Genomic DNA, 19419 nt, shown 5'->3' on the forward strand with positions numbered 1-19419 from the left:
TTATTAAGGAAAGTAATCACATGATCCGAATAAAGATGAAAACACACCGCATAGCACAGCGCTTCATCGGCGTAGCTCTTCTTGGTACGGCCAGTTTAACCACACACTCAGCTTTCGCCGCAAATAATGACACAGCGACAGCCTGTAAGCTATTACGCTTTGGTGACTACTCCCAACTGGAAAATGGTAACGCGGCAACAAGTATTACTAATGCTGAATATATCCCAAGCCAAACCCTTGATGCCGATACTGAGATTTGGACGTATAAATATAGTCGGTTATTAGGTGCCCCAATCCCCAAAGGGACAAACACGCTCCCTGCACACTGTTTAGTCGAAGGCTATGCAGCACCAACGATACGCTTTCAGCTGAGATTGCCACTGGATCAAGCTTGGAATAAACGCTTTTTACTCAATGCTTGTATGGGTTTTTGTGGCGAAGTATCAAACTACCCCACGATGGCAGGGATCATACGTAACTACGCCACCATGTCTCATGATGGCGGCCATACCGCAGCCGGATTTGATGGCTTGTGGGCTAAAAATAATGTGTCATTAAAGGAAGATTTTGCCTATCGAGCAAATCATGTGGTAGCGGTTGCGGCAAAAGCTATTATTGAACGCTTTTATGCCAAGCCTCCAACCTACTCATTTATTTCAGGTTGCTCAAAAGGAGGTCATGCAGGCATCATGGCTGCTAAGCGTTACCCTAACGACTTTGATGGGGTAATCGCCAGAGGACCAACAATTAACTACACCAAAGTCAACCTGATCAACTGTATGGATAATGCCAAAGCAATATTGGATGAAAACGACAATGCACTGCTCGACGCCAGCTACACGGATTTTATCTCACAGGCTGTCATGGCAGCTTGCGATCATAAAGATGGTTTGGTTGATGGGTTGATCAGCGATCCAAGACGCTGTGATTTTGACCCGCAAACGCTGATATGTGAAAACAACAGTTCTAGTAAGTGTCTAACACCACGTCAGGCCAATGCAATCAAAGAAATATATGCCCCTTCCTACGACCAACAGGGCAACGCCATTTATGGTGGCTTACCTTATGGCTCTGAACCGGAGTGGACAGGTTGGCTATTCCCAGAAGCACCATTTATCAAACCTTACCACTACTATGCCGCAACCGAATATTTGAAATACCTTGCGTTTCCTCAAGAGAGATATCACCAAGGCAATTGGAGAAGTTTTTCTTATAACAATGAAGTCGGCGAACTCTCGTCTATTTCAAGCTTTATGGATGCTGACCACCCTGTTCTGACCGGATTTAGAAATAGCGGCGGCAAAATGATAGTACTACACGGATGGTCAGATGCGGCAATTCCTGCTTACGCAACGATTGACTGGTACAACGCAGTGATCAACTACATGGGCAAAGATAATACATACGACTTTGCGCGGCTATTTTTACCCCCTGGGCTTGTTCATTGTGGTATTGAAGGGCCTGGTGCTGAAACCTTTGATGCCATAGCTGCGTTAGAACACTGGCTAGATACTGGGGTAGCACCAGATGCACTGATGACACAAAAAGAAGATACGCAGGGTAATATTATTTTCACCCGCCCAGTATATTCATATCCGCAAGAGGCGCAGTACATCGGTAGTGGTGATCCTAAAAAAGCTGAAAACTTTAAACCCTTTGTGCCCGATTTTACTAATAAATCAATATCCGTTACCTCTAACGAGTCCGGCGATATAATTGGCAAACGAGTTAGATAAAGTAAAAAGGCGAGCAGTGAGGTGCTCGCCTTTTGTAATATAAACAGTGTTAGAACTTAGGTCCACCACCACCGAACATACCCGGTGGCATCATCCCTTTCATGTTCTTCATCATCTTCATCATACCGCCCTTACCCTTCATCTTTTTCATCATTTTTTGCATTTGGGTAAATTGCTTCAGCAGCTTGTTGATGTCTTGTACTTGTGTACCAGAACCGGCTGCAATCCGCTTCTTACGAGAACCTTTGATGATTTCAGGACGCGCGCGCTCTTTAGGTGTCATTGAGCTGATAATGGCTTCCATTTGATTAAAGGTCTTGTCATTCACTTGGCCTTTTACTGCATCGGGAAGATTTGACATGCCCGGAAGCTTGTCTAGCATCGACATCATACCGCCCATGTTTTTCATTTGACGTAGCTGCTCTGCAAAGTCTTCCAATGTGAAGCCATCGCCTTTAAAGACTTTTTCAGCCACTTTTTGAGCTTTGTCTTTATCGACTTTCATCTCTACTTCTTCGATAAGGGACAATACATCACCCATACCTAAGATCCGAGACGCAATTCTATCTGGATGGAATGGCTCAAGCGCATCCGTCCTTTCACCTACACCGATAAATTTTATAGGTTTGCCCGTAATGTGACGAATTGACAATGCTGCACCACCTCGTGCATCACCATCTGTTTTGGTTAAGATCACACCACTTAGCGGTAGCGCTTCATCAAACGCTTTTGCCGTATTTGCAGCATCCTGACCCGTCATTGAGTCGACCACAAATAAAGTCTCGATAGGATTAATCGCAGCATGTAAATCTTTGATTTCATCCATCATGTCTGCATCAACGTGCAAACGACCTGCGGTATCTACAAGTACCACATCAATAAATTTTTTCTTAGCGTGAGAAATTGCACCCGTTGCGATATCAATTGGCTTTTGTGAAATATCACTAGGGAAAAACTCGACGTCGACTTCAGCGGCTAAAGTTTCAAGCTGCTTGATAGCAGCGGGACGATAAACGTCAGCACTGACCACCAGCACAGATTTCTTTTTGCGCTCTTTTAGGAACTTAGCCAACTTACCAACACTGGTGGTTTTACCCGCACCTTGAAGGCCTGCCATCATCACAACCGCTGGCGGTTGAGCATTTAAGTTCAGCTCTTCATTGGCCTCACCCATAGACTTTTCAAGTTCTTCACGAACAATCTTGATGAAAACCTGGCCTGGGCTCAGACTTTTTGTGACTTCAACACCAACCGCACGTTCTTTTACTTGTTTTACAAAGTCGCGCACAACTGGCAAGGCAACGTCAGCCTCAAGTAGCGCCATGCGGACTTCACGGAGTGTTTCTTTAATATTGTCTTCGGTTAATCGGCCACGGCCACTAATGTTTTTGAGCGTTTTTCCTAAACGCTCCTGGAGGTTTTCAAACATGTATCGGTTCCAAAATCTCGAAATTAACGGGCATTATACTGATATGCGAGCGACTAATACAGTATTCAAGCTGATTGTTCTGCTTTTTACGCTTTGATTGCACTAAAATAAGAATAAGTTAATAGATTGAAATAAAACTCTATGCAAGCGAAGTGGCTTTAAATACAATAGCCATAAAGGAAAACCAAAAAATTGAGCATTTATCTTTATGTTGATTGTTAGCTTGTCATTAATCGCCTGCCTTTTTTATTCCATGGCCACCAGCCATGTTTTGTCGCGCTTATTTGACAAACAAGGACCTAATCAAAAGAAGACTTTAATACTAAGTACCGTTGCTATTTTGACCCACATGCTTGTGTTGGTAAACTCAGTATTTACTCATCAAGGTCAAGACCTCAGCACGGTAAATGTCGCACTATTAACCTGCTGGGTTATTGTGGTTTCAGTAACCACGGTATCTTTGCGTTTTCCTGCAACCTTACTGCTTCCCGTTGTGTATGGATTTGCGGCGATTTTACTCTTAGCTAGTCTGTTTATCCCGCATCATATTATTATGGATACCATAAACGTAGATATTGGCTTAGTGCTACATATTTCATTATCGCTATTGGCATACTGCGTACTTATTATTGCGACGCTTTACGCTATCCAGTTTATGTTTATCGATAAGCGTCTAAAACAAAGAGACTTGGCCATTATGACTAGCCACTTACCACCGCTTATGCAGGTAGAAAGGCAGCTTTATCAGCTATTGTTTGTGGGCACTGGACTACTTACGCTAGCTTTGGCTTCTGGTTTTTACTTTTTAGACGGCATGTTCGCCAAAGAGACTATCCATAAAACCATATTGTCTATCGTGGGCTGGCTTATCTATGTAGTAATAGCTTTTGGACATCGTGTGTTTGGATGGCGTGGTAAGCCGGTTGTTATCTCTATCATCACCGCTTCTGGTGTCGTTACGCTTGGGTACTTTGGTAGTCGCTTTATACAAGAAGTGATTTTAGGCAGGTTTTAAACTTTAACTTGACTATCGTAACTCACTAACGCTTAATACGCTTTCGTAAGTAAAAAAGGGATCCACTGTTGGAAGACATATCGACCAGCGCCTTGTTTATTATACTCGGTGTGCTCATTTTGATGTCGGCTTATTTTTCTAGTTCAGAAACCGGTATCATGTCAATCAACCGTATTCGCCTGCGACATCTTGAAAAAGAGAATCACCGTGGCGCGAAGCGTGTAAGTAACCTCCTCAACCGTCCAGACAGACTGATTGGTCTGATCCTGATCGGAAATAACCTTGTCAACATAGCCGCCGCTCAGGTCGCAACAATTATCGGATTACGCCTTTATGGCGACATGGGTATTGCTGTCGCGACTTTCGGTCTTACACTTGTGGTGCTTATTTTTGCTGAAGTCACACCAAAAACATTAGCTGCGCTATATCCAGAAAAAGTCGCATTCCCTAGCTCTGTTATTCTTAAAGTATTATTGAAAGTACTATTCCCTTTGGTTGTTGCAACCAATTGGATCACCAACGGCATGCTACGTTTGGTTGGTATCACACCACAAGAAATTGAAGAGCATAGTCTCAGTAAAGAAGAATTAAAAACCGTGGTGAATGAGTCCAGTGCAATGTTGCCTTCCAACCACCAAAATATGCTGACTTCTATTCTCGATTTAGATCATGTTACTGTGGAAGACATCATGATCCCACGAAGTGAAATCAATGCCATTGATATTAACGACGAGTGGAAAGACATTGCCCGTCATTTAACCAATGCTCAGCACACCCGTGTACTACTTTACCGTGACCAAATTGATGATGCAGTAGGCTTTATTCATGCCAGAGATGCACTACGCCTACTGACCAAAGAACAATTTGATAAGCCATCGCTACTGCGAGCAGTGCGAGAAATCTACTATGTCCCAGAGAATACCTCGTTAAATACTCAGCTCATCAAGTTCCAAGAAGCAAAAGAACGCATCGGGCTTGTGGTTGACGAGTATGGTGATATTCAAGGCCTAGTAACGCTTGAGGATATACTTGAGGAAGTTGTGGGCGACTTTACGACAACGCAGACGCGTGCACCGAGTGAAGACGTCAACATGCAACACGACGGCACAGTAATGGTAGAAGGCAGTGTCAACATTCGTGACTTAAACAAAGAGATGGATTGGGACTTACCTACAGAAGGCCCTAAAACCCTAAGCGGCTTGATTGTCGAGTACCTCGAAGACATTCCTGATGCCCCGCTAAGCTTACGTGTCGACAACTATCGTATGGAAGTGGTTGAGATCAAAGAGAACATGATTAAGCAAGTAAAGGTCTCACTAGAGACTGAAGCAACAAAACACAGCTAATACTAAAAGGCGAGCTAGTTAGCTCGCCTTATTTGTACTTAGCTGTATCTGCTAGGCTTTGTTACCATACTATCAAAAGCCATTACTGCAGGAAGTCAAAAGGCCCAACCAAGGTGTAACGCTCGCAATACTAATGCCACATCACCTTAATCACTACAATGAACGCATTTAGGCTAATTAATCGCTATTTTTTGTAAAGTAACGCGTGACTAACGAGTTAACTGAGTATAGCGTGACAGTTGTTAAGGCAGAGACATGACTTGCTCTGATAATCTCTATTCAGCCACTTGTTAGAATTCTCATGGTGTGTCAACAAGCTCTCATTCAGTGCTGTAACTGTAATGAGCATTTCAACAGTGCCGGGAAGTAAGTATCTCTTATTTTTGTATTTCTTTCCTCCTCAGAATTGCTGGTAAATTCAAATACGCTAATCCTTAAAGTCCCAGTATCAGGCAGGTCTTCATAAAATGTGCCCTGGACGCCAAACTCGTCCTAGACTTCCCAGTTCGTGAGGATTTGAAATGAAATGGCATCTCGATAGTTGACTGTTTTCATATCTTGAATTTCTAACCCATTAGCAAATGGAGTGAGAGGTACAAACAGAAAAGATAAAATACTCATACGTAGCATTTTTATCATAAAGAGAATCCTAACGCCGCTTTAAGCGGCAAGTAGTAGCTTGTCAAAGTATGAAATGAAACAGATCAAACTGTTTCGAGTCCAACTTAAAAACCCTTGCTAGGTTTTGTTTCTGTATGCCAAAATTGTTTTATCGATCCATTGATTGTATGACGAAATCCTGACAAATACGGAAACAGCGCCATACTTTCCTCCGACATACCCCTCTAAATCACCTTCGTACTCTTGCCAGCTTGCTAATCCGATCAGCAAAGGTATGCCATTTCGTATCATAATTGCAGGACCTCCACTATCACCAGAACCAACATTACCTTCTAGAGGAAGTGCATCATCAGCTTTATCGAACCGGAACATAAGCCAGCTTTCATTTGCTGACTCTATAATATTTTTATAATTATTGAGTGTTCTATTAGCTTGAGTTTCGTCTAGATCTGTAAACGGAGATCTTATCGTGTTTGAAATACTTTCCCAAAGAGAAGGCGCTTTAGTTGTCAATATTTCTCCCGTCAGACCTGTGCCAGTTGCTCCCCTACCAAATATCGTGACTTCCTCACCTATTTCTTTATTATCATAGTATCGAGATATAGGTTTTAAGTGTTCAACTGGTTCAGCTAATTTGAGTAGCACTATATCATCTCGACTGCTCAAAAAATCTATTAATGGCTTAGCAGCTCCTGGCCCCCAATTACCTGGATCTTCTTTGTATCCATGATGAAAGATAACCCTTTCAATTCTATTTTCTACGCCGTGCAGCATTATAGGTTTATCGTGATAATCGTAAAAGACTACATGCGCAGCAGTGACCAACCAGTATTTATCAATAAGAACAGCAGCTCCTTCATGCGGCATATCAATAAAAAAATCAGGGATCTTTTTAACTTCATACATTTCTGGCTGAACATCATGTCGTTTAACAACTGCAGGGCAAGCGAATGAAATTATAAGGAATGTAATAGTAAGTATTTTAATCATGCTTATTCCTTTGAGTAAGTACTGACGCGTTAATAAATGGCGTAAAATAGCTGGCTTTACAACGCAAAGAGTGAGCGCAAGCCTACGGTTTTACGTCCACTTTTTAATTAACTTTTTATATTCCTAATATTCTTCGCCTTCATCACCAATGACTTTTGCACTAAGTAGCTGAGCTAGTTTTTTAGCTTTTTTAATTTGAGCCTTATCGCTACCGAAGGTGATACTGCCATTAGTATAACTAAAGTTGTACTTTCTTCTTAATATTGGGCTCGTCCAGATGCAACTGTTTGGTGTTTGAATTTCAATAGCTTCTCCCGTCTGTGGGTTCGTGGTTATAGCAACATGCTGAACCGTTAACGATGAGTCACTTTCACAAATTGCGAGCCATTCGGTCTCAGAGATTTGGTTTTCACGCTCAATATGTAAGGTATAAGACGCCACAACATTCCAACTTGTTAAAATGTAAGCACAACTAAAAGCTTGAGTATATTTGCCTAGAAACATGACATCCTGTTACGGGGCTGATAATATTTGACTAAAATGTGTAGCGAGGCGAACCCGAACCAAATGCTAGCAGTCTCACTTGAACAGCTCGTTATGTCATACTTAGCCACGAGTTAATTAAGCGAATAAATTTTTCAGCCAGTCAAAAGTAAGTGCGGTGGTAAACACTTTTAAAGCGATTAAACCAATAAAAACAAATACGAGACCAACCTTAATTGCTTTGCTGTCAATCTTATTCCAAAACAATAATTTAGCTTTTGCCTCATTTTTTAATTCATTCATAGCTGCTTTCATAAAGCTCCTTTTTATTTAATCTTATATTAATTTCTGAGCTTATTTTCCGTACAACATAACCCTTGCTGTAAACGGCTTTGTTAACTGTACTTTACCAGAACTTCTTTAGCAAACCGATAAAAACAAACTGCGGCTAATAGTGTGAAAATGGAGGGTATAAGAAATACCGAAACCTCAATTAAGCCAAGCTCTTCAGAATTCTCTACAATTGAGCTCGCTACAAACGAAGAGAAAATTGTAGCAACAATAGAGATTTTAACTCCTTTGGCATGCTTACTTTTTGTAACTTTATCGAGCTTAACAAATGCGAAGAGTACTATGAAAAGAGCAATTAAATAAGTAAAAGTATCTACTATCATCACTGCTAACTCAGCCAGTGATATCCCATACATATTTTTGATAATTTCTACGAACATTTCCACTACTCGGTTTTCCTTGTACAGCTAACGCTAAGATAAGCGGAAAAATACAGTTCGACTAAACTGCCCGGAGCGCTAGCCAACTGTAATTTTTCCGTTTGAGCACCTTATTAGCTTTCTTGCATTAATTTTGAAAATTCAGGGTGATTGACTGTTGCTTTAATTAAATCTTGTACTGCTGGGGATAAGGCATCTGCTGTAGCATTACACGCAGTGATTGCGTCAAAACCACTCTTAAATGAATATTTATTATTAACAGTTAAATTAGTTCCATTCGTTGATTTCAATTTGAGACCAATTTCCCAATACCCACTGGTTAAACCTGAAATTGATGAAAATTCAATTTTTGTAATATCACCCGTAATTTTAACATTATCTTTTGAATATTTATCAGCCATCTTCAATTCATCATTGAAAGCTTTAGTAATAAATTGCGGAATCGATAAACCATCCGCAGGTTCAATTGGCCCCATTAGACGACAATTTGAACTAAATTTTGCAGGTTGATTTAATGATGCAAATTCGCCTTTAATCTCCGTTAGACTTTTTAAAGTTTGAATATTATCTACAGAAACAGCGTAGCGTGGCGGTTGCATTGTTGAACACGCACTTAATGCTAAAATACTTGCTGCTAATACTACTTTTTTCATTTTTCTGCCTTTTTGTTTTTCGAATGTATGATTAGAACCCGATTGAAAACAACGCCCCTAAAAGCGGCGGTTAATAGTTGGCTAAAGCTGGCGGCGAAGGAGCGCGAGTCTGCTGTTTTGTGTCCTTGGCTTTACAGCATTGTTAACTTTTTGTTTTTGCCACATATTCTTTAATATCAAAAGTTTCAAATTTCTGTTGAATATGTTGCTCATCAGAATACTTATCAATGTAATTTGCACATAATATTAAGCTAACTGGGCATAATATTATACTTTAAATCTATAGGAAGTAATATTTGTAACGTCTGGATCATAAGGAATTGTGTAAAAAGCAAGATAACTTTTAGGGTTATCAAAGTGAAATAGAAATGATAGCCTTTTTCTATCTCACTTCATTGAACCTTATCGAGCGTACCGGCAGGGATTAAACAATATAAGTGAATATGCTGACTTAAATTTTGCCTCCAAGTATGCGCTATCACCTTTTCTAAAATAAGGAAAACACGCCTCTAAGAAAATAGCCTTTCGAACCAGTTTTTATCTAAATCATCTTCACAGCGTTTTAGCTGAACGGCGTATCTTGCCGCGCGATGTTTCACTTTATTAGCGACCTGCATGAGCCATTTTTTCTTTTTATAGGTGCCACGGCGATAGCCACCCCAACCTTCATGGTAATTTAAATATTGCGCATAAGCATCCCACTTAGACACACCATTTACTTTATTGGTTTTGTAAACGAACCAAGCCATAAAATCGATAGCATCGTCGAAGTCATCACGATCTGCCCCAGAATTACCCGTTTCTCTAATATAGTCTGACCAGGTGGGAGTTTTGGCCTGAGAATAGCCATAAGCTGAGCTGGCACGGCCAATGGGAATAAACCAAAGGAAATATTCCATCGGAGGTGCAGCATCATGACGAAAAGAGCTTTCCTGAAACATCATGCTCATCAGAACATGTTTGGGCGATCCCCATTTTTCTTGGGCATCTCGAGCGTCATAGTACCAATCTTCTTTTTCCTCAAAAATCTTGCAAATATCATGAGGTTGCTTTGGTGGTGCAGTCGCACATCCAGATAAAACAGCAATAAGACTAACTAAAATTAATTTTTTTTGCATTTTTTTCGAAACCTAATGAACTTTAACAATTTGCATTGGTCTGAACTTATGAATGCAGCAGTTTAGCATTGTTTCATCCCTGAAATTTATTTGCGCAGCCCTATGGCTGCGCTTTTTTATGCTCGAGAAAAATAATCATCTAAGAAACTGGTAAAATCAACTGTATCACCAGCTCTTACTGCTTCTTCATCCTCAAATGATTGCTGCGCAAATGCTGCAAGTTCTGCTTCATCATAGTAACCATATTCTACGTCTTGATGCAGCTGCTTATAGTTGTTTGCAAGCTCAAGTCCCATTGACCCCTGTTCAAGGGTTCGGTTTTGTAATTGCGATAGCAACTGTCCTGAAAAGGTCAGTGCAGGTGCCTCTATCGCACGCGATAGCTTTTCAATTACTTCTACGTAAACAGATTTACCACTATTAGAATCTAACATCCGTGCGACACGACCTAAATCAGCGAAGATCTCTGACCCCCACTGCTTTACTGTGACTGGTACACCTTCTCTTTCCAATTCAAGCTCAGTACAGCGCCCTTGGTTTACTACCTGACGTAAGTTTTTACCTGCTAATTTTTGCGCATCAAAGGTCAACTCAGCACTTGGCTTTAATAAGCAGTAAGTTAAGAAGACATCCAAGAAATGAATTTGTTCAAGGCTAATACCGGTATGTTCAAATGGGTTAACATCTAAGGCACGGATTTCGATGTACTCAATGCCACCACGTTCTAGTGCCTGAGTTGGCGTTTCACCCGATTTCGCATTACGCTTTGGTCTAATTGGCGAGTAGAATTCGTTTTCTATTTGTAGAATATTACGATTTAACTGCTTTGGCTCTGCTGCACGGTAGTCTGGGATCTCATGATATAAATCAGAGCGACATCTAATCGCTTCTCTAAGTCCAGCGATATACTCATCCAAGTCGTTATACATCACTTTCAGCGAGCTTTGCGCGCTATTGGTATAACCTAAATCACCTAGTCTCAACGCAGTACCATATTCTAAGTAAATAGCACCGTTTTCTAGTGTCTTAAATGGTAGGTCGCTTTTCTTACCTTGCAAAAATGATGGGCACAGCGCCGGTGAAGCACCAAAGAGATAACTGATCAGCCACATTTCACGCTTAAAGTTGCGAATTAAGCCTAAATACTGTTGTGAGATAAACGTTTGCTGAGCTTGTTTATCTTCTGATATGGATTGCAGGCTTTGCCATACTTGCTCGGGAAAAGAGATATTAAAATGCACCCCAGCAATGGCCTGCATCATACTACCATAGCGGTTTTTTAACCCTTCACGATACAGCGTTTTCATCTTCCCAATGTTGGAAGTACCAAACTGCGCCAATACAATATCTTCTTCATCTTCAATGAAGCATGGCATAGATAAAGGCCATAATAACTCATCGCCCATATTGGCTAGCGTAAATTTCTGTAAATCAGACAACTGCGCTAGCGTCTCTTCAGGATTTTCACTGACTGGAGTAATGAACTCTAATAAGGATTCAGAGAAATCCGTGGTAATATGACCATTAGTTAGAGCATGGCCAGTCTTTTCTGGATGTGGAGTTTTTGCTATCTTTCCTGACTCTTGGATCCTCAAGGCCTCTCTCTCGATACCTCTTTTGATACCCTTAAAAGCGCCGCGATGTACACCGCCAGACAACAAATCCAGCTTAGTGTTTAAGTCTAATTGTTTCAAAAATTCTTCCTCGAACCTACAGGCCAATTTCAAGTTTATGGGGTCGAAATTAGTTTATACCAAGGGTGTTGATAAAAAGAGTGAGGCTCACTGTCCATCACTGCCTATCTCACCACGGTCAGGCTTTAATAATAACTTTACCGACATGTTGCGCATTTTCCATATAAGCATGCGCAAGCGCAATGTCTGCCAGATCAAAATAATGACTCACATTGATGTTGATTTTGCCAGCTTGGTACGCCTGATACAAATGTTTCAGGTCATCTAAATCAGGCGCAACCAACATTCCCTGTGCCGTTATCCCTTTTATCGTGGCTTGCTCACAAATAAGTGCCTTGGTCACACTGGGGACTGTAACTAATTGTGAGCCACTGCGAAGTGCATTCAAACACTGTAGTGCTATTTCACCACCAATCAAATCCAATAGGTCGCATTCAACATCACACTGATAAAACGCATCGTAACTAATCGCGGTAACATTTAGCTGAGCCAATAGTGGGTGTTCTGCACGAGTGGACACAGCAACTACGTTACGCCCTTGAAGTTGTGCTAATTGAATAGCTAAATGACCGACTCCCCCAGTAGGTGCCAACACATATAAGGGACGCTCGTACTGGGAAAATTTATCAAGGGCTTGCTTTGCAGTTAAGCCTGCTAAACATAGACCAGAGATCGCTAGACTTTCTTGCGCTGAAACCGCTAATAATTCAGTTTCATTGGCAACCACATAATCACTGTAGGTACCAGGGTTGTTTGCAAAACCAACCATGCCTATAACATGTTGACCCACTTGAAGTTGTGTACCAGAGTCAGATACTCCCACCACTTCGCCAAATAAGTCATACCCCAAAGGTAGAAAGGTACCTGCCTCTTTTTGTTCTGCAACATAGCCTAAGCCTTGTCTTGTTTTAAGCTCGATTGGGTTAACACTGGTGCTGAGTACCCTCACCACTACCTGCCCGTTGTTAAGGGCTGGCAAAGTACGAGTGAGCGGACATAATTGGCTGCTATCACCAAATTCATAAACACCGTAAGTAGTTGACTCATTTATCATAAGAGATTCAGTTTTAGAGAGAGCTTGTTGTTTTTTAGAATACGCGAAAGAAGACGCAATTTACAACAATGAAAAACGCGCTTGCCTTACTCCAGCAAGCGCGTTTGTATACTGTTAGTGGTGGATAGTTTATGCTTTATCCAAATCTCGGTTAATGATTAAAAACGATTTGGTCATCCACTACATCGACTTTGATAGTATCTCCTGTCACAAATTTACCTTGTAATAAATCCTGTGCCAGCGGGTTTTCAATGTACTGTTGTACAGCACGTTTTAATGGCCGCGCACCATAGACTGGATCAAAACCACTTGCAGCAATTTTATCAAGCGCAGCGTCACTTAGTTCAAGCACAAAACCTCTTTGCGTTAAGCGCTGGCTTAATCGCGCTAATTGGATACTCGCTATCTCTTTAATATGCTCATTAACTAACGGGTGGAACACAACGGTTTCATCAATCCGGTTTATAAACTCCGGTCTAAATTGATTTGCCAACACTGCCATCACCCGCTCTTTAAGTGCGGCATAATCATTACTACCGGCCTGCTCTTGAATTACATCTGAGCCTAAGTTTGAAGTCATGATGATCACTGAGTTTTTAAAGTCTACCGTACGCCCTTGTCCGTCAGTTAAGCGACCATCATCCAAGACTTGCAGTAAGATGTTAAACACATCAGGGTGAGCTTTTTCTACTTCATCAAGTAACACCACTGAGTACGGACGGCGACGCACCGCTTCAGTTAAATATCCACCTTCTTCATAACCAACGTAACCCGGAGGCGCACCTACCAACCTTGCCACCGAATGCTTTTCCATAAATTCAGACATATCAATCCGCACCATGGCATCTTCGGTATCAAACATAAAGTTGGCTAATGCTTTGGTTAGCTCCGTTTTACCAACACCAGTTGGGCCTAAAAATAAAAACGAACCAATTGGACGATTAGGATCAGCAAGCCCAGCTCGAGAGCGGCGGATAGCATTGGCAACCGCATTCACCGCTTCATCTTGACCAATGACCTTTTTGTGCAGCTCATCTTCCATTTGGAGTAATTTTTCACGTTCACCTTGAAGCATTTTAGCCACCGGGATCCCTGTCCAGCGAGAGAGAATTTCAGCAATTTCATCTTCGCCAACCTGATTTTTCAGTAGACTCATTTCTTGCATCTCTGCTTGGGATGCCAAGTCAAGCTTACGCTCTAGTTCAGGAATACGGCCATATTGCAGCTCAGACATACGTTGTAAATCACTTGCTCGGCGCGCGACTTCCAAATCTAACCGCGCTTGCTCCAGCTCCGCTTTTATCACTTGTGTACCCTGAAGCGAGGCTTTTTCAGCGTTCCATACTTCGTCTAGCTCACGATACTCCATTTCTAATTCATTGATGAGTGCTTGCATCTCGGTTCGACGCTTTTGGCTGGCTTCATCTTTTTCTTTGGCCAGTGCACTGTCTTCCAACTTCAGTTGAATAATACGACGTTCAAGTCTGTCTAATTGCTCCGGCTTTGAGTCTATTTGCAGTCGAATTGATGAACCGGCTTCATCAATTAAGTCAATGGCTTTATCTGGAAGCTGTCTATCCGTAATATAACGGTGTGACAGGTTCGCCGCAGCTACGATCGCCGGATCAGTAATGTCGACTGAATGATGAAGTTCGTAGCGCTCTTTTAAGCCACGGAGTATGGCAATAGTGTCTTCAACGGTTGGCTCTGCGACAAATACCTTTTGGAAGCGGCGCTCAAGTGCAGCATCTTTTTCAATATATTGTCGATACTCGTCGAGCGTCGTGGCTCCGACGCAGTGGAGCTCTCCACGCGCAAGTGCAGGTTTGAGCATATTGCCAGCATCCATTGCACCGTCGGTTTTTCCGGCCCCAACCATAGTGTGAATTTCGTCAATAAACAGAATAACTTGCCCCTCTTCTTTGGCAAGCTCGTTTAACACCGACTTTAAACGCTCTTCAAATTCGCCACGGTATTTAGCACCAGCGACTAGCGCCCCCATATCCAGTGATAGTACACGCTTATTTTTCAGCCCTTCTGGCACCTCACCGTTGATAATACGTTGTGCAAGTCCCTCAACGATAGCTGTCTTACCAACACCCGGTTCACCGATAAGTACAGGGTTATTCTTAGTACGGCGCTGTAGCACCTGAATGGTGCGACGAATTTCATCATCGCGACCAATTACCGGGTCTAGTTTACCTTGTTCGGCTCGCTCAGTAAGGTCAACGGTGAATTTCTCAAGTGCTTGACGTGTATCTTCTGCATTGGGATCGTCAACCTTCTGCCCGCCTCGGATCGCTTTAATCGCTTGCTCGATTTTTGCTTGGGTAATATTCAAAGTTTTGAAAATTTCACCCAAAGCTCCTTTGTCTTCAACTGCCGCAAAAACAAAAAGCTCACTAGAAATATATTTATCTTTGCGTTTTTGAGCGTATTTATCACATAGATTGATAAGTGAAATCAGGTTATTCGAAAGCTGGACATCTCCACCTACGCCTTCAACCTTAAATAATTTTTCAATGGCTTGAGATAGCTTGGTATTGAGTTCATCAGCGCTTACACCTGCTTGCGCCAATAACGCTCGTACACTTGAGCCACTTTGCTGTAGCAGAGCGTACATTAAATGAACAGGTTCAATAAATTGATGGTCACGCCCAAGCGCGAGTGATTGCGCGTCAGAAAGCGCAGCTTGAAATTTGCTTGTAAATCTATCTAAACGCATGATTTATTTACCCATATAAAATATTGAATTACTTTATTTATGGGTATTAGTGGAGCGAAGATCAAGCGTTAAAGTAATAATTTAACCTGATTATTTGCGCCAAATCAAAGTCGCCATACGGCCTGTTATGTTGTCTCTACGATAAGAAAAGTACAGCTCAGGCAAACTGACTGTACAGTGTCTCTCGCCGTAGCATTTTGTAACACCTTGTTGGCGCAATAGTGTTTCAGCAAGCGCAAAAATATTACCAAGGTACTTACCCTTTTTTGTAGCTTTAAAGGCCGTACTTTTTTGTGCTTCGAACGCATTTACTACATCTTCACCCACTTCAAAAGCATCAGGTCCTATTGCAGGGCCAAACCATGCGTGAATTTCTTCAGGGGCACAACGAAACTTAGCAAGTGTATTTGCAATAATACCAGCGGCGAGCGGCTTCCAGCCACCATGGATAGCTGCTACTTCTTCGCCATTTTCTGATGCCAACAAGATCGGCAAACAGTCTGCCGTCATGATAGCTAGAGGCGTTTGCCGTAAGCGCGTATAGAGTGCATCTGCTTGATGGACTTGCGCCGCCTCAAACTGCTCATCAACCACCACAACCTCAGCGCCATGGACTTGTTCAAGCCAAACAATGGGGTTGGCAACGTAACCATGCAAGATTCGACGGTTTTCTGCAACATGTTCGGCATTATCGCCAACATGAGAGGCAAGATTAAAACTGTCGAAAGGCGGTAGAGAAACACCACCTTCGCGCGTTGTCGATAGTGTCCCAACAAGTTGAGAAAGTGGCCACTGAGCTAGCTGCATCTTACAGCGTCAAGTCTGGGTTTTCTTTGGTGTCCTCTCTTAGCGCCGTCACCAGATTTACCATATCTTCAGGCACTGGCGCTTCCCATGTCATCATTTCACCTGTAATTGGATGCGCGATACTAAGCTTTATCGCATGTAATGCCTGACGTTTAAATGCTCTTAACTGCTCTGTAAGCCCTTGAGTGGCATTTCTCGGTGGACGAGGACGACCACCATACAACTGATCGCCAATCAGTGGATGATTTAAATATGCCATATGCACACGAATTTGGTGCGTTCTACCGGTCTCTAGTCGCAGACGAAGCCGAGTGTGTGCACGGAATTTCTCTGCAACACGATAATGCGTAATAGCAGGTTTACCCATTTCATGTACCGCCATATGCGTACGTTTTGTAGCGTGGCGCCCTATTGGCTTTTCAATCATGCCACCAGCTGTCATGGTACCGTTACAAATTGCTTCATACTCACGAGTGAAGTTTTCACGCGCCTGTAAGTTTTTCACCAAATGTGTTTGCGCTTGAATGGTTTTCGCCACAACCATTAGACCGGTCGTGTCTTTATCGAGACGGTGAACAATACCAGCTCGAGGTACGTTAATAATTTCTGGGTGATGGTGCAGCAGAGCATTTAATACTGTGCCATCGGGGTTACCGGCTCCAGGGTGAACGACCAATCCCATCGGCTTATTTATCACCAGAATATCATCATCTTCATAGACGATATCTAGGTCTATATCTTGCGCTTCGTATTCACGCTGGGCTTCGATAACCGTTTCAATGGCGACGCTTTCACCACCTAATAACTTTTCACGAGGCGTGTTGAAAACTTCACCATCGACGGTGACCTTATCTTCAAGGATCCAAGTTTTTATTCTTGAACGAGAAAAATCCGGGAACAATTGCGCCAATATTTGGTCTAGACGTTTACCACCGAGTTCGACTGGAACCTCCGCTTGGAGGGAAATTTGCTCTGACATCTGAAACTTTACCTAATTTACCAGTGCAAGCCGTGCTCGACTGGGTTAGAATCGTATAAATGCATAGTTTACTCGGTTTTGCCGAGTTGGCCTAGCCGAAGAAAACAAAGGTAGTAAAATAAAATGATTAAAAACTTAAGGACACACGCCTTTAGGCTGGCGTTAGCCGCGTCTGTTTTAGGTTTGGCAGCCTGTTCATCCGCACCAGAACAAGAAGATATAGAACGCGTACCAAACAAATCTGCACAAGCACTGTATGAAGATGCAAAGCAAACTTTAGATTCAGGTCTTTATGCACGCGCCATTGAGTTACTTGGCGCAATTAACGCAAGATACCCTTTTGGGCCATATGCAAGACAAGTTCAAATGGACTTAGTTTATGCTTATTACCAAACAGGTAACACAGATCAAGCACTAGCGACAATTGACCGCTTTATCCGTTTAAATCCAAACCATAAAGATCTTGATTACATGTACTACATGCGCGGTCTTGTAAGCATCAAAGCTGATGAAAACGCATTTCAGGAGTACTTTGGAGTGGATAGGGCTGACAGAGACGCAAATCGTACTCGTGTAGCATTTCAAGATTTAACCACACTCGTTAAAAATTATCCCAACAGTCCTTATGCACCAGAAGCCAAAAAGCGCATCGTCTGGCTATTAAACAAAATGGCGCGTTATGAATTAAAAGTAGCTGAATATTACTTTGAACGTGAAGCGTACCTTGCAGCAGCTAACCGAGGTAAATATGTGGTGGAACACTACTCACAAAGTAGTTACTTAAAACAAGCTTTTGATATTATGGAAAAGAGTTACCGTAAATTGGGGTTACAGGATCTTGCAGAAAACGTAAAAAAAGCAAAATCAGCTAACCCACGCAGTAAATAGATACACTAGTCAGTCGCGACTACATACTGGTCGCGACTGACTACACTACAATAGCCGACTCACTGGCTTAAATCGCTTCTTCGTCTTCTTCACCGGTACGGATCCGCACCACACGCTCAACATCAGTCACAAATATTTTGCCATCGCCAATTTTGCCTGTTTGTGCTGTTTTCAAGATCACTTCAATGGCTCTATCAACATCTTCGTCTGCCGTGACTATATCAAGTTTTACCTTGGGCAAAAAATCTACCATATACTCGGCACCACGATACAACTCAGTATGGCCTTTTTGACGACCGAAGCCCTTTACTTCACACACTGTCATCCCCGTGATCCCCACATCCGAAAGCGCCTCTCGGACATCATCTAGTTTGAACGGTTTAATTATTGCTTCTATTTTCTTCATGACTATCTCGATTCCTTTGGTATAGCGTCGATTTTAGACAATACACCTGTTCAAGGCAAACAAAGACATTGAAAGTTGAGGTGATTTCACGCAATAATACTAATATTAAATTATTAATTTTTGGTTGTGAGGCAGTAATGAAACAATCAGCGGGATTCAACCTGTTAGAACTTATGATAACAATTGCCATTTTAGCAATTGTATTAGCTGTTTCATTTAGCTTTGATGGCAACCTGTTGCAACGTGACCGCGCGCAATCTTTTTTACAGGAGTTACAGCGAAATATTGCCTTTGCTCGCGTCAAAGCTACAGCGTCTGATGAGATTGTCATTCTATGCCCAGCTCCCCCTGAAAGTATACAAAACCGGGCTCCGTTCGCTTGTGCAGATGATTGGGCAACAAACCGAATTTCCGTTTTTGTCGATAGGAATAATGACGGCCAATTTAACAATAATGATACGCTTCACAGAGTAATGGAAGTCGTAAATACCAGTGATAATATGGTATTTTCTGGCGATAATCGCCTAAGATTTGACTCTAGTGGGTTACTTAGTGGCGCAGCTACTGGTAATTTCACCTATTGTCCGGGCAGTGAAGATAACAATCAACAACTTAGCGTGTCTCAAGCTGGCACAGCACTCTATAGAGGCGATACTGAGGATCAGTGTAATTAACCCCAGCTCGGGATAAGAGTTTAAAAACCAGGGAACTATATGCCTGTTCCAAGATCAGATCTTTCGACTA

The 19419-nt window shown here is 42.1% G+C and carries 19 protein-coding genes and 1 pseudogene; 5 read left to right on the plus strand and 15 right to left on the minus strand.

Annotation, left to right across the window (positions count from 1 at the left end):
* Window positions 1-20: 20 nt before the first annotated feature.
* Window positions 21-1736: a tannase/feruloyl esterase family alpha/beta hydrolase gene (locus HUZ36_RS18665; RefSeq protein ID WP_254879590.1), complete on the plus strand. Its 1716-nt coding sequence runs from the start codon at window positions 21-23 to the stop codon at window positions 1734-1736.
* 49 nt (window positions 1737-1785) lie between these two features.
* On the opposite strand, the gene ffh is transcribed toward HUZ36_RS18665, so the two are convergent.
* Window positions 1786-3165, minus strand: coding sequence for a signal recognition particle protein (gene ffh / locus HUZ36_RS18670; RefSeq protein ID WP_125254078.1), 1380 nt, complete (start codon window positions 3163-3165; stop codon window positions 1786-1788).
* 208 nt (window positions 3166-3373) lie between these two features.
* On the opposite strand from ffh, the gene HUZ36_RS18675 reads away from it, so the two are divergent.
* Complete coding sequence (locus tag HUZ36_RS18675) at window positions 3374-4180, plus strand: cytochrome C assembly family protein (protein WP_125254077.1); 807 nt, start codon at window positions 3374-3376, stop codon at window positions 4178-4180.
* 68 nt (window positions 4181-4248) lie between these two features.
* Entirely contained in the window at window positions 4249-5526 is a 1278-nt protein-coding gene (locus HUZ36_RS18680; RefSeq protein WP_176033665.1) for an HlyC/CorC family transporter, read from the plus strand.
* Window positions 5527-6018: 492 nt separating this feature from the next.
* Here the strand turns inward: HUZ36_RS18680 and HUZ36_RS18685 are convergent, their stop codons facing one another.
* The 13 genes and pseudogenes from HUZ36_RS18685 to rluD form a co-directional block, all read right to left on the minus strand.
* Complete coding sequence (locus tag HUZ36_RS18685) at window positions 6019-6165, minus strand: hypothetical protein (protein ID WP_176033666.1); 147 nt, start codon at window positions 6163-6165, stop codon at window positions 6019-6021.
* 99 nt (window positions 6166-6264) lie between these two features.
* Window positions 6265-7137, minus strand: a complete 873-nt coding sequence (locus HUZ36_RS18690) for a trypsin-like serine protease (RefSeq protein ID WP_176033667.1) — start codon at window positions 7135-7137, stop codon at window positions 6265-6267.
* A 123-nt stretch (window positions 7138-7260) separates the two neighbouring features.
* The gene (locus HUZ36_RS18695) at window positions 7261-7578 is read right to left on the minus strand and encodes a hypothetical protein (protein WP_167508208.1); all 318 of its coding nucleotides are present in this window, start codon (window positions 7576-7578) and stop codon (window positions 7261-7263) included.
* A gap of 180 nt (window positions 7579-7758) precedes the next feature.
* On the minus strand, window positions 7759-7935 hold the full coding sequence (locus tag HUZ36_RS18700; RefSeq protein WP_167508207.1) for a hypothetical protein: 177 nt from the start codon (window positions 7933-7935) through the stop codon (window positions 7759-7761).
* 80 nt (window positions 7936-8015) lie between these two features.
* The gene (locus HUZ36_RS18705) at window positions 8016-8351 is read right to left on the minus strand and encodes a hypothetical protein (protein WP_176033673.1); all 336 of its coding nucleotides are present in this window, start codon (window positions 8349-8351) and stop codon (window positions 8016-8018) included.
* Window positions 8352-8464: 113 nt separating this feature from the next.
* On the minus strand, window positions 8465-9004 hold the full coding sequence (locus tag HUZ36_RS18710) for a hypothetical protein (protein WP_128731392.1): 540 nt from the start codon (window positions 9002-9004) through the stop codon (window positions 8465-8467).
* 395 nt (window positions 9005-9399) lie between these two features.
* A pseudogene (locus HUZ36_RS21900) lies at window positions 9400-9483 on the minus strand (transposase); the annotation flags it as partial.
* Between the two features lie 30 nt (window positions 9484-9513).
* Window positions 9514-10122, minus strand: coding sequence for a transglycosylase SLT domain-containing protein (locus HUZ36_RS18720; RefSeq protein WP_125254238.1), 609 nt, complete (start codon window positions 10120-10122; stop codon window positions 9514-9516).
* A gap of 116 nt (window positions 10123-10238) precedes the next feature.
* Window positions 10239-11816, minus strand: coding sequence for a glutamate--cysteine ligase (gene gshA, locus HUZ36_RS18725; protein WP_176033668.1), 1578 nt, complete (start codon window positions 11814-11816; stop codon window positions 10239-10241).
* Between the two features lie 118 nt (window positions 11817-11934).
* Window positions 11935-12870, minus strand: a complete 936-nt coding sequence (locus HUZ36_RS18730; protein WP_176033669.1) for a zinc-binding dehydrogenase — start codon at window positions 12868-12870, stop codon at window positions 11935-11937.
* 151 nt (window positions 12871-13021) lie between these two features.
* The gene (clpB, locus tag HUZ36_RS18735) at window positions 13022-15595 is read right to left on the minus strand and encodes an ATP-dependent chaperone ClpB (RefSeq protein WP_147388836.1); all 2574 of its coding nucleotides are present in this window, start codon (window positions 15593-15595) and stop codon (window positions 13022-13024) included.
* Window positions 15596-15685: 90 nt separating this feature from the next.
* Complete coding sequence (gene pgeF, locus HUZ36_RS18740) at window positions 15686-16402, minus strand: peptidoglycan editing factor PgeF (protein WP_176033670.1); 717 nt, start codon at window positions 16400-16402, stop codon at window positions 15686-15688.
* A gap of 1 nt (window position 16403) precedes the next feature.
* Window positions 16404-17381 carry a 23S rRNA pseudouridine(1911/1915/1917) synthase RluD gene (gene rluD, locus HUZ36_RS18745; RefSeq protein WP_147388834.1) on the minus strand — a complete coding sequence of 326 codons (978 nt, stop codon included), beginning with the start codon at window positions 17379-17381 and terminating at the stop codon, window positions 16404-16406.
* Window positions 17382-17504: 123 nt separating this feature from the next.
* Between rluD and HUZ36_RS18750 the strand changes: the two genes are divergently transcribed.
* A complete protein-coding gene (locus tag HUZ36_RS18750; RefSeq protein ID WP_128731386.1) occupies window positions 17505-18269 on the plus strand; it encodes an outer membrane protein assembly factor BamD in 765 nt (254 codons plus the stop codon).
* A 67-nt stretch (window positions 18270-18336) separates the two neighbouring features.
* Here HUZ36_RS18750 and glnB read toward each other — a convergent pair whose 3' ends face one another.
* Window positions 18337-18675: a nitrogen regulatory protein P-II gene (glnB, locus tag HUZ36_RS18755; RefSeq protein WP_010371023.1), complete on the minus strand. Its 339-nt coding sequence runs from the start codon at window positions 18673-18675 to the stop codon at window positions 18337-18339.
* A 137-nt stretch (window positions 18676-18812) separates the two neighbouring features.
* Here glnB and HUZ36_RS18760 point away from each other — a divergent pair, with 137 nt between their 5' ends.
* Complete coding sequence (locus HUZ36_RS18760; protein ID WP_225740684.1) at window positions 18813-19349, plus strand: GspH/FimT family pseudopilin; 537 nt, start codon at window positions 18813-18815, stop codon at window positions 19347-19349.
* The last annotated feature ends 70 nt before the right edge of the window (window positions 19350-19419 follow it).

Origin of the sequence: Pseudoalteromonas sp. McH1-7 (genome assembly GCF_013366255.1) — a bacterium.
GTDB classification, from domain to species: domain Bacteria; phylum Pseudomonadota; class Gammaproteobacteria; order Enterobacterales; family Alteromonadaceae; genus Pseudoalteromonas; species Pseudoalteromonas peptidolytica.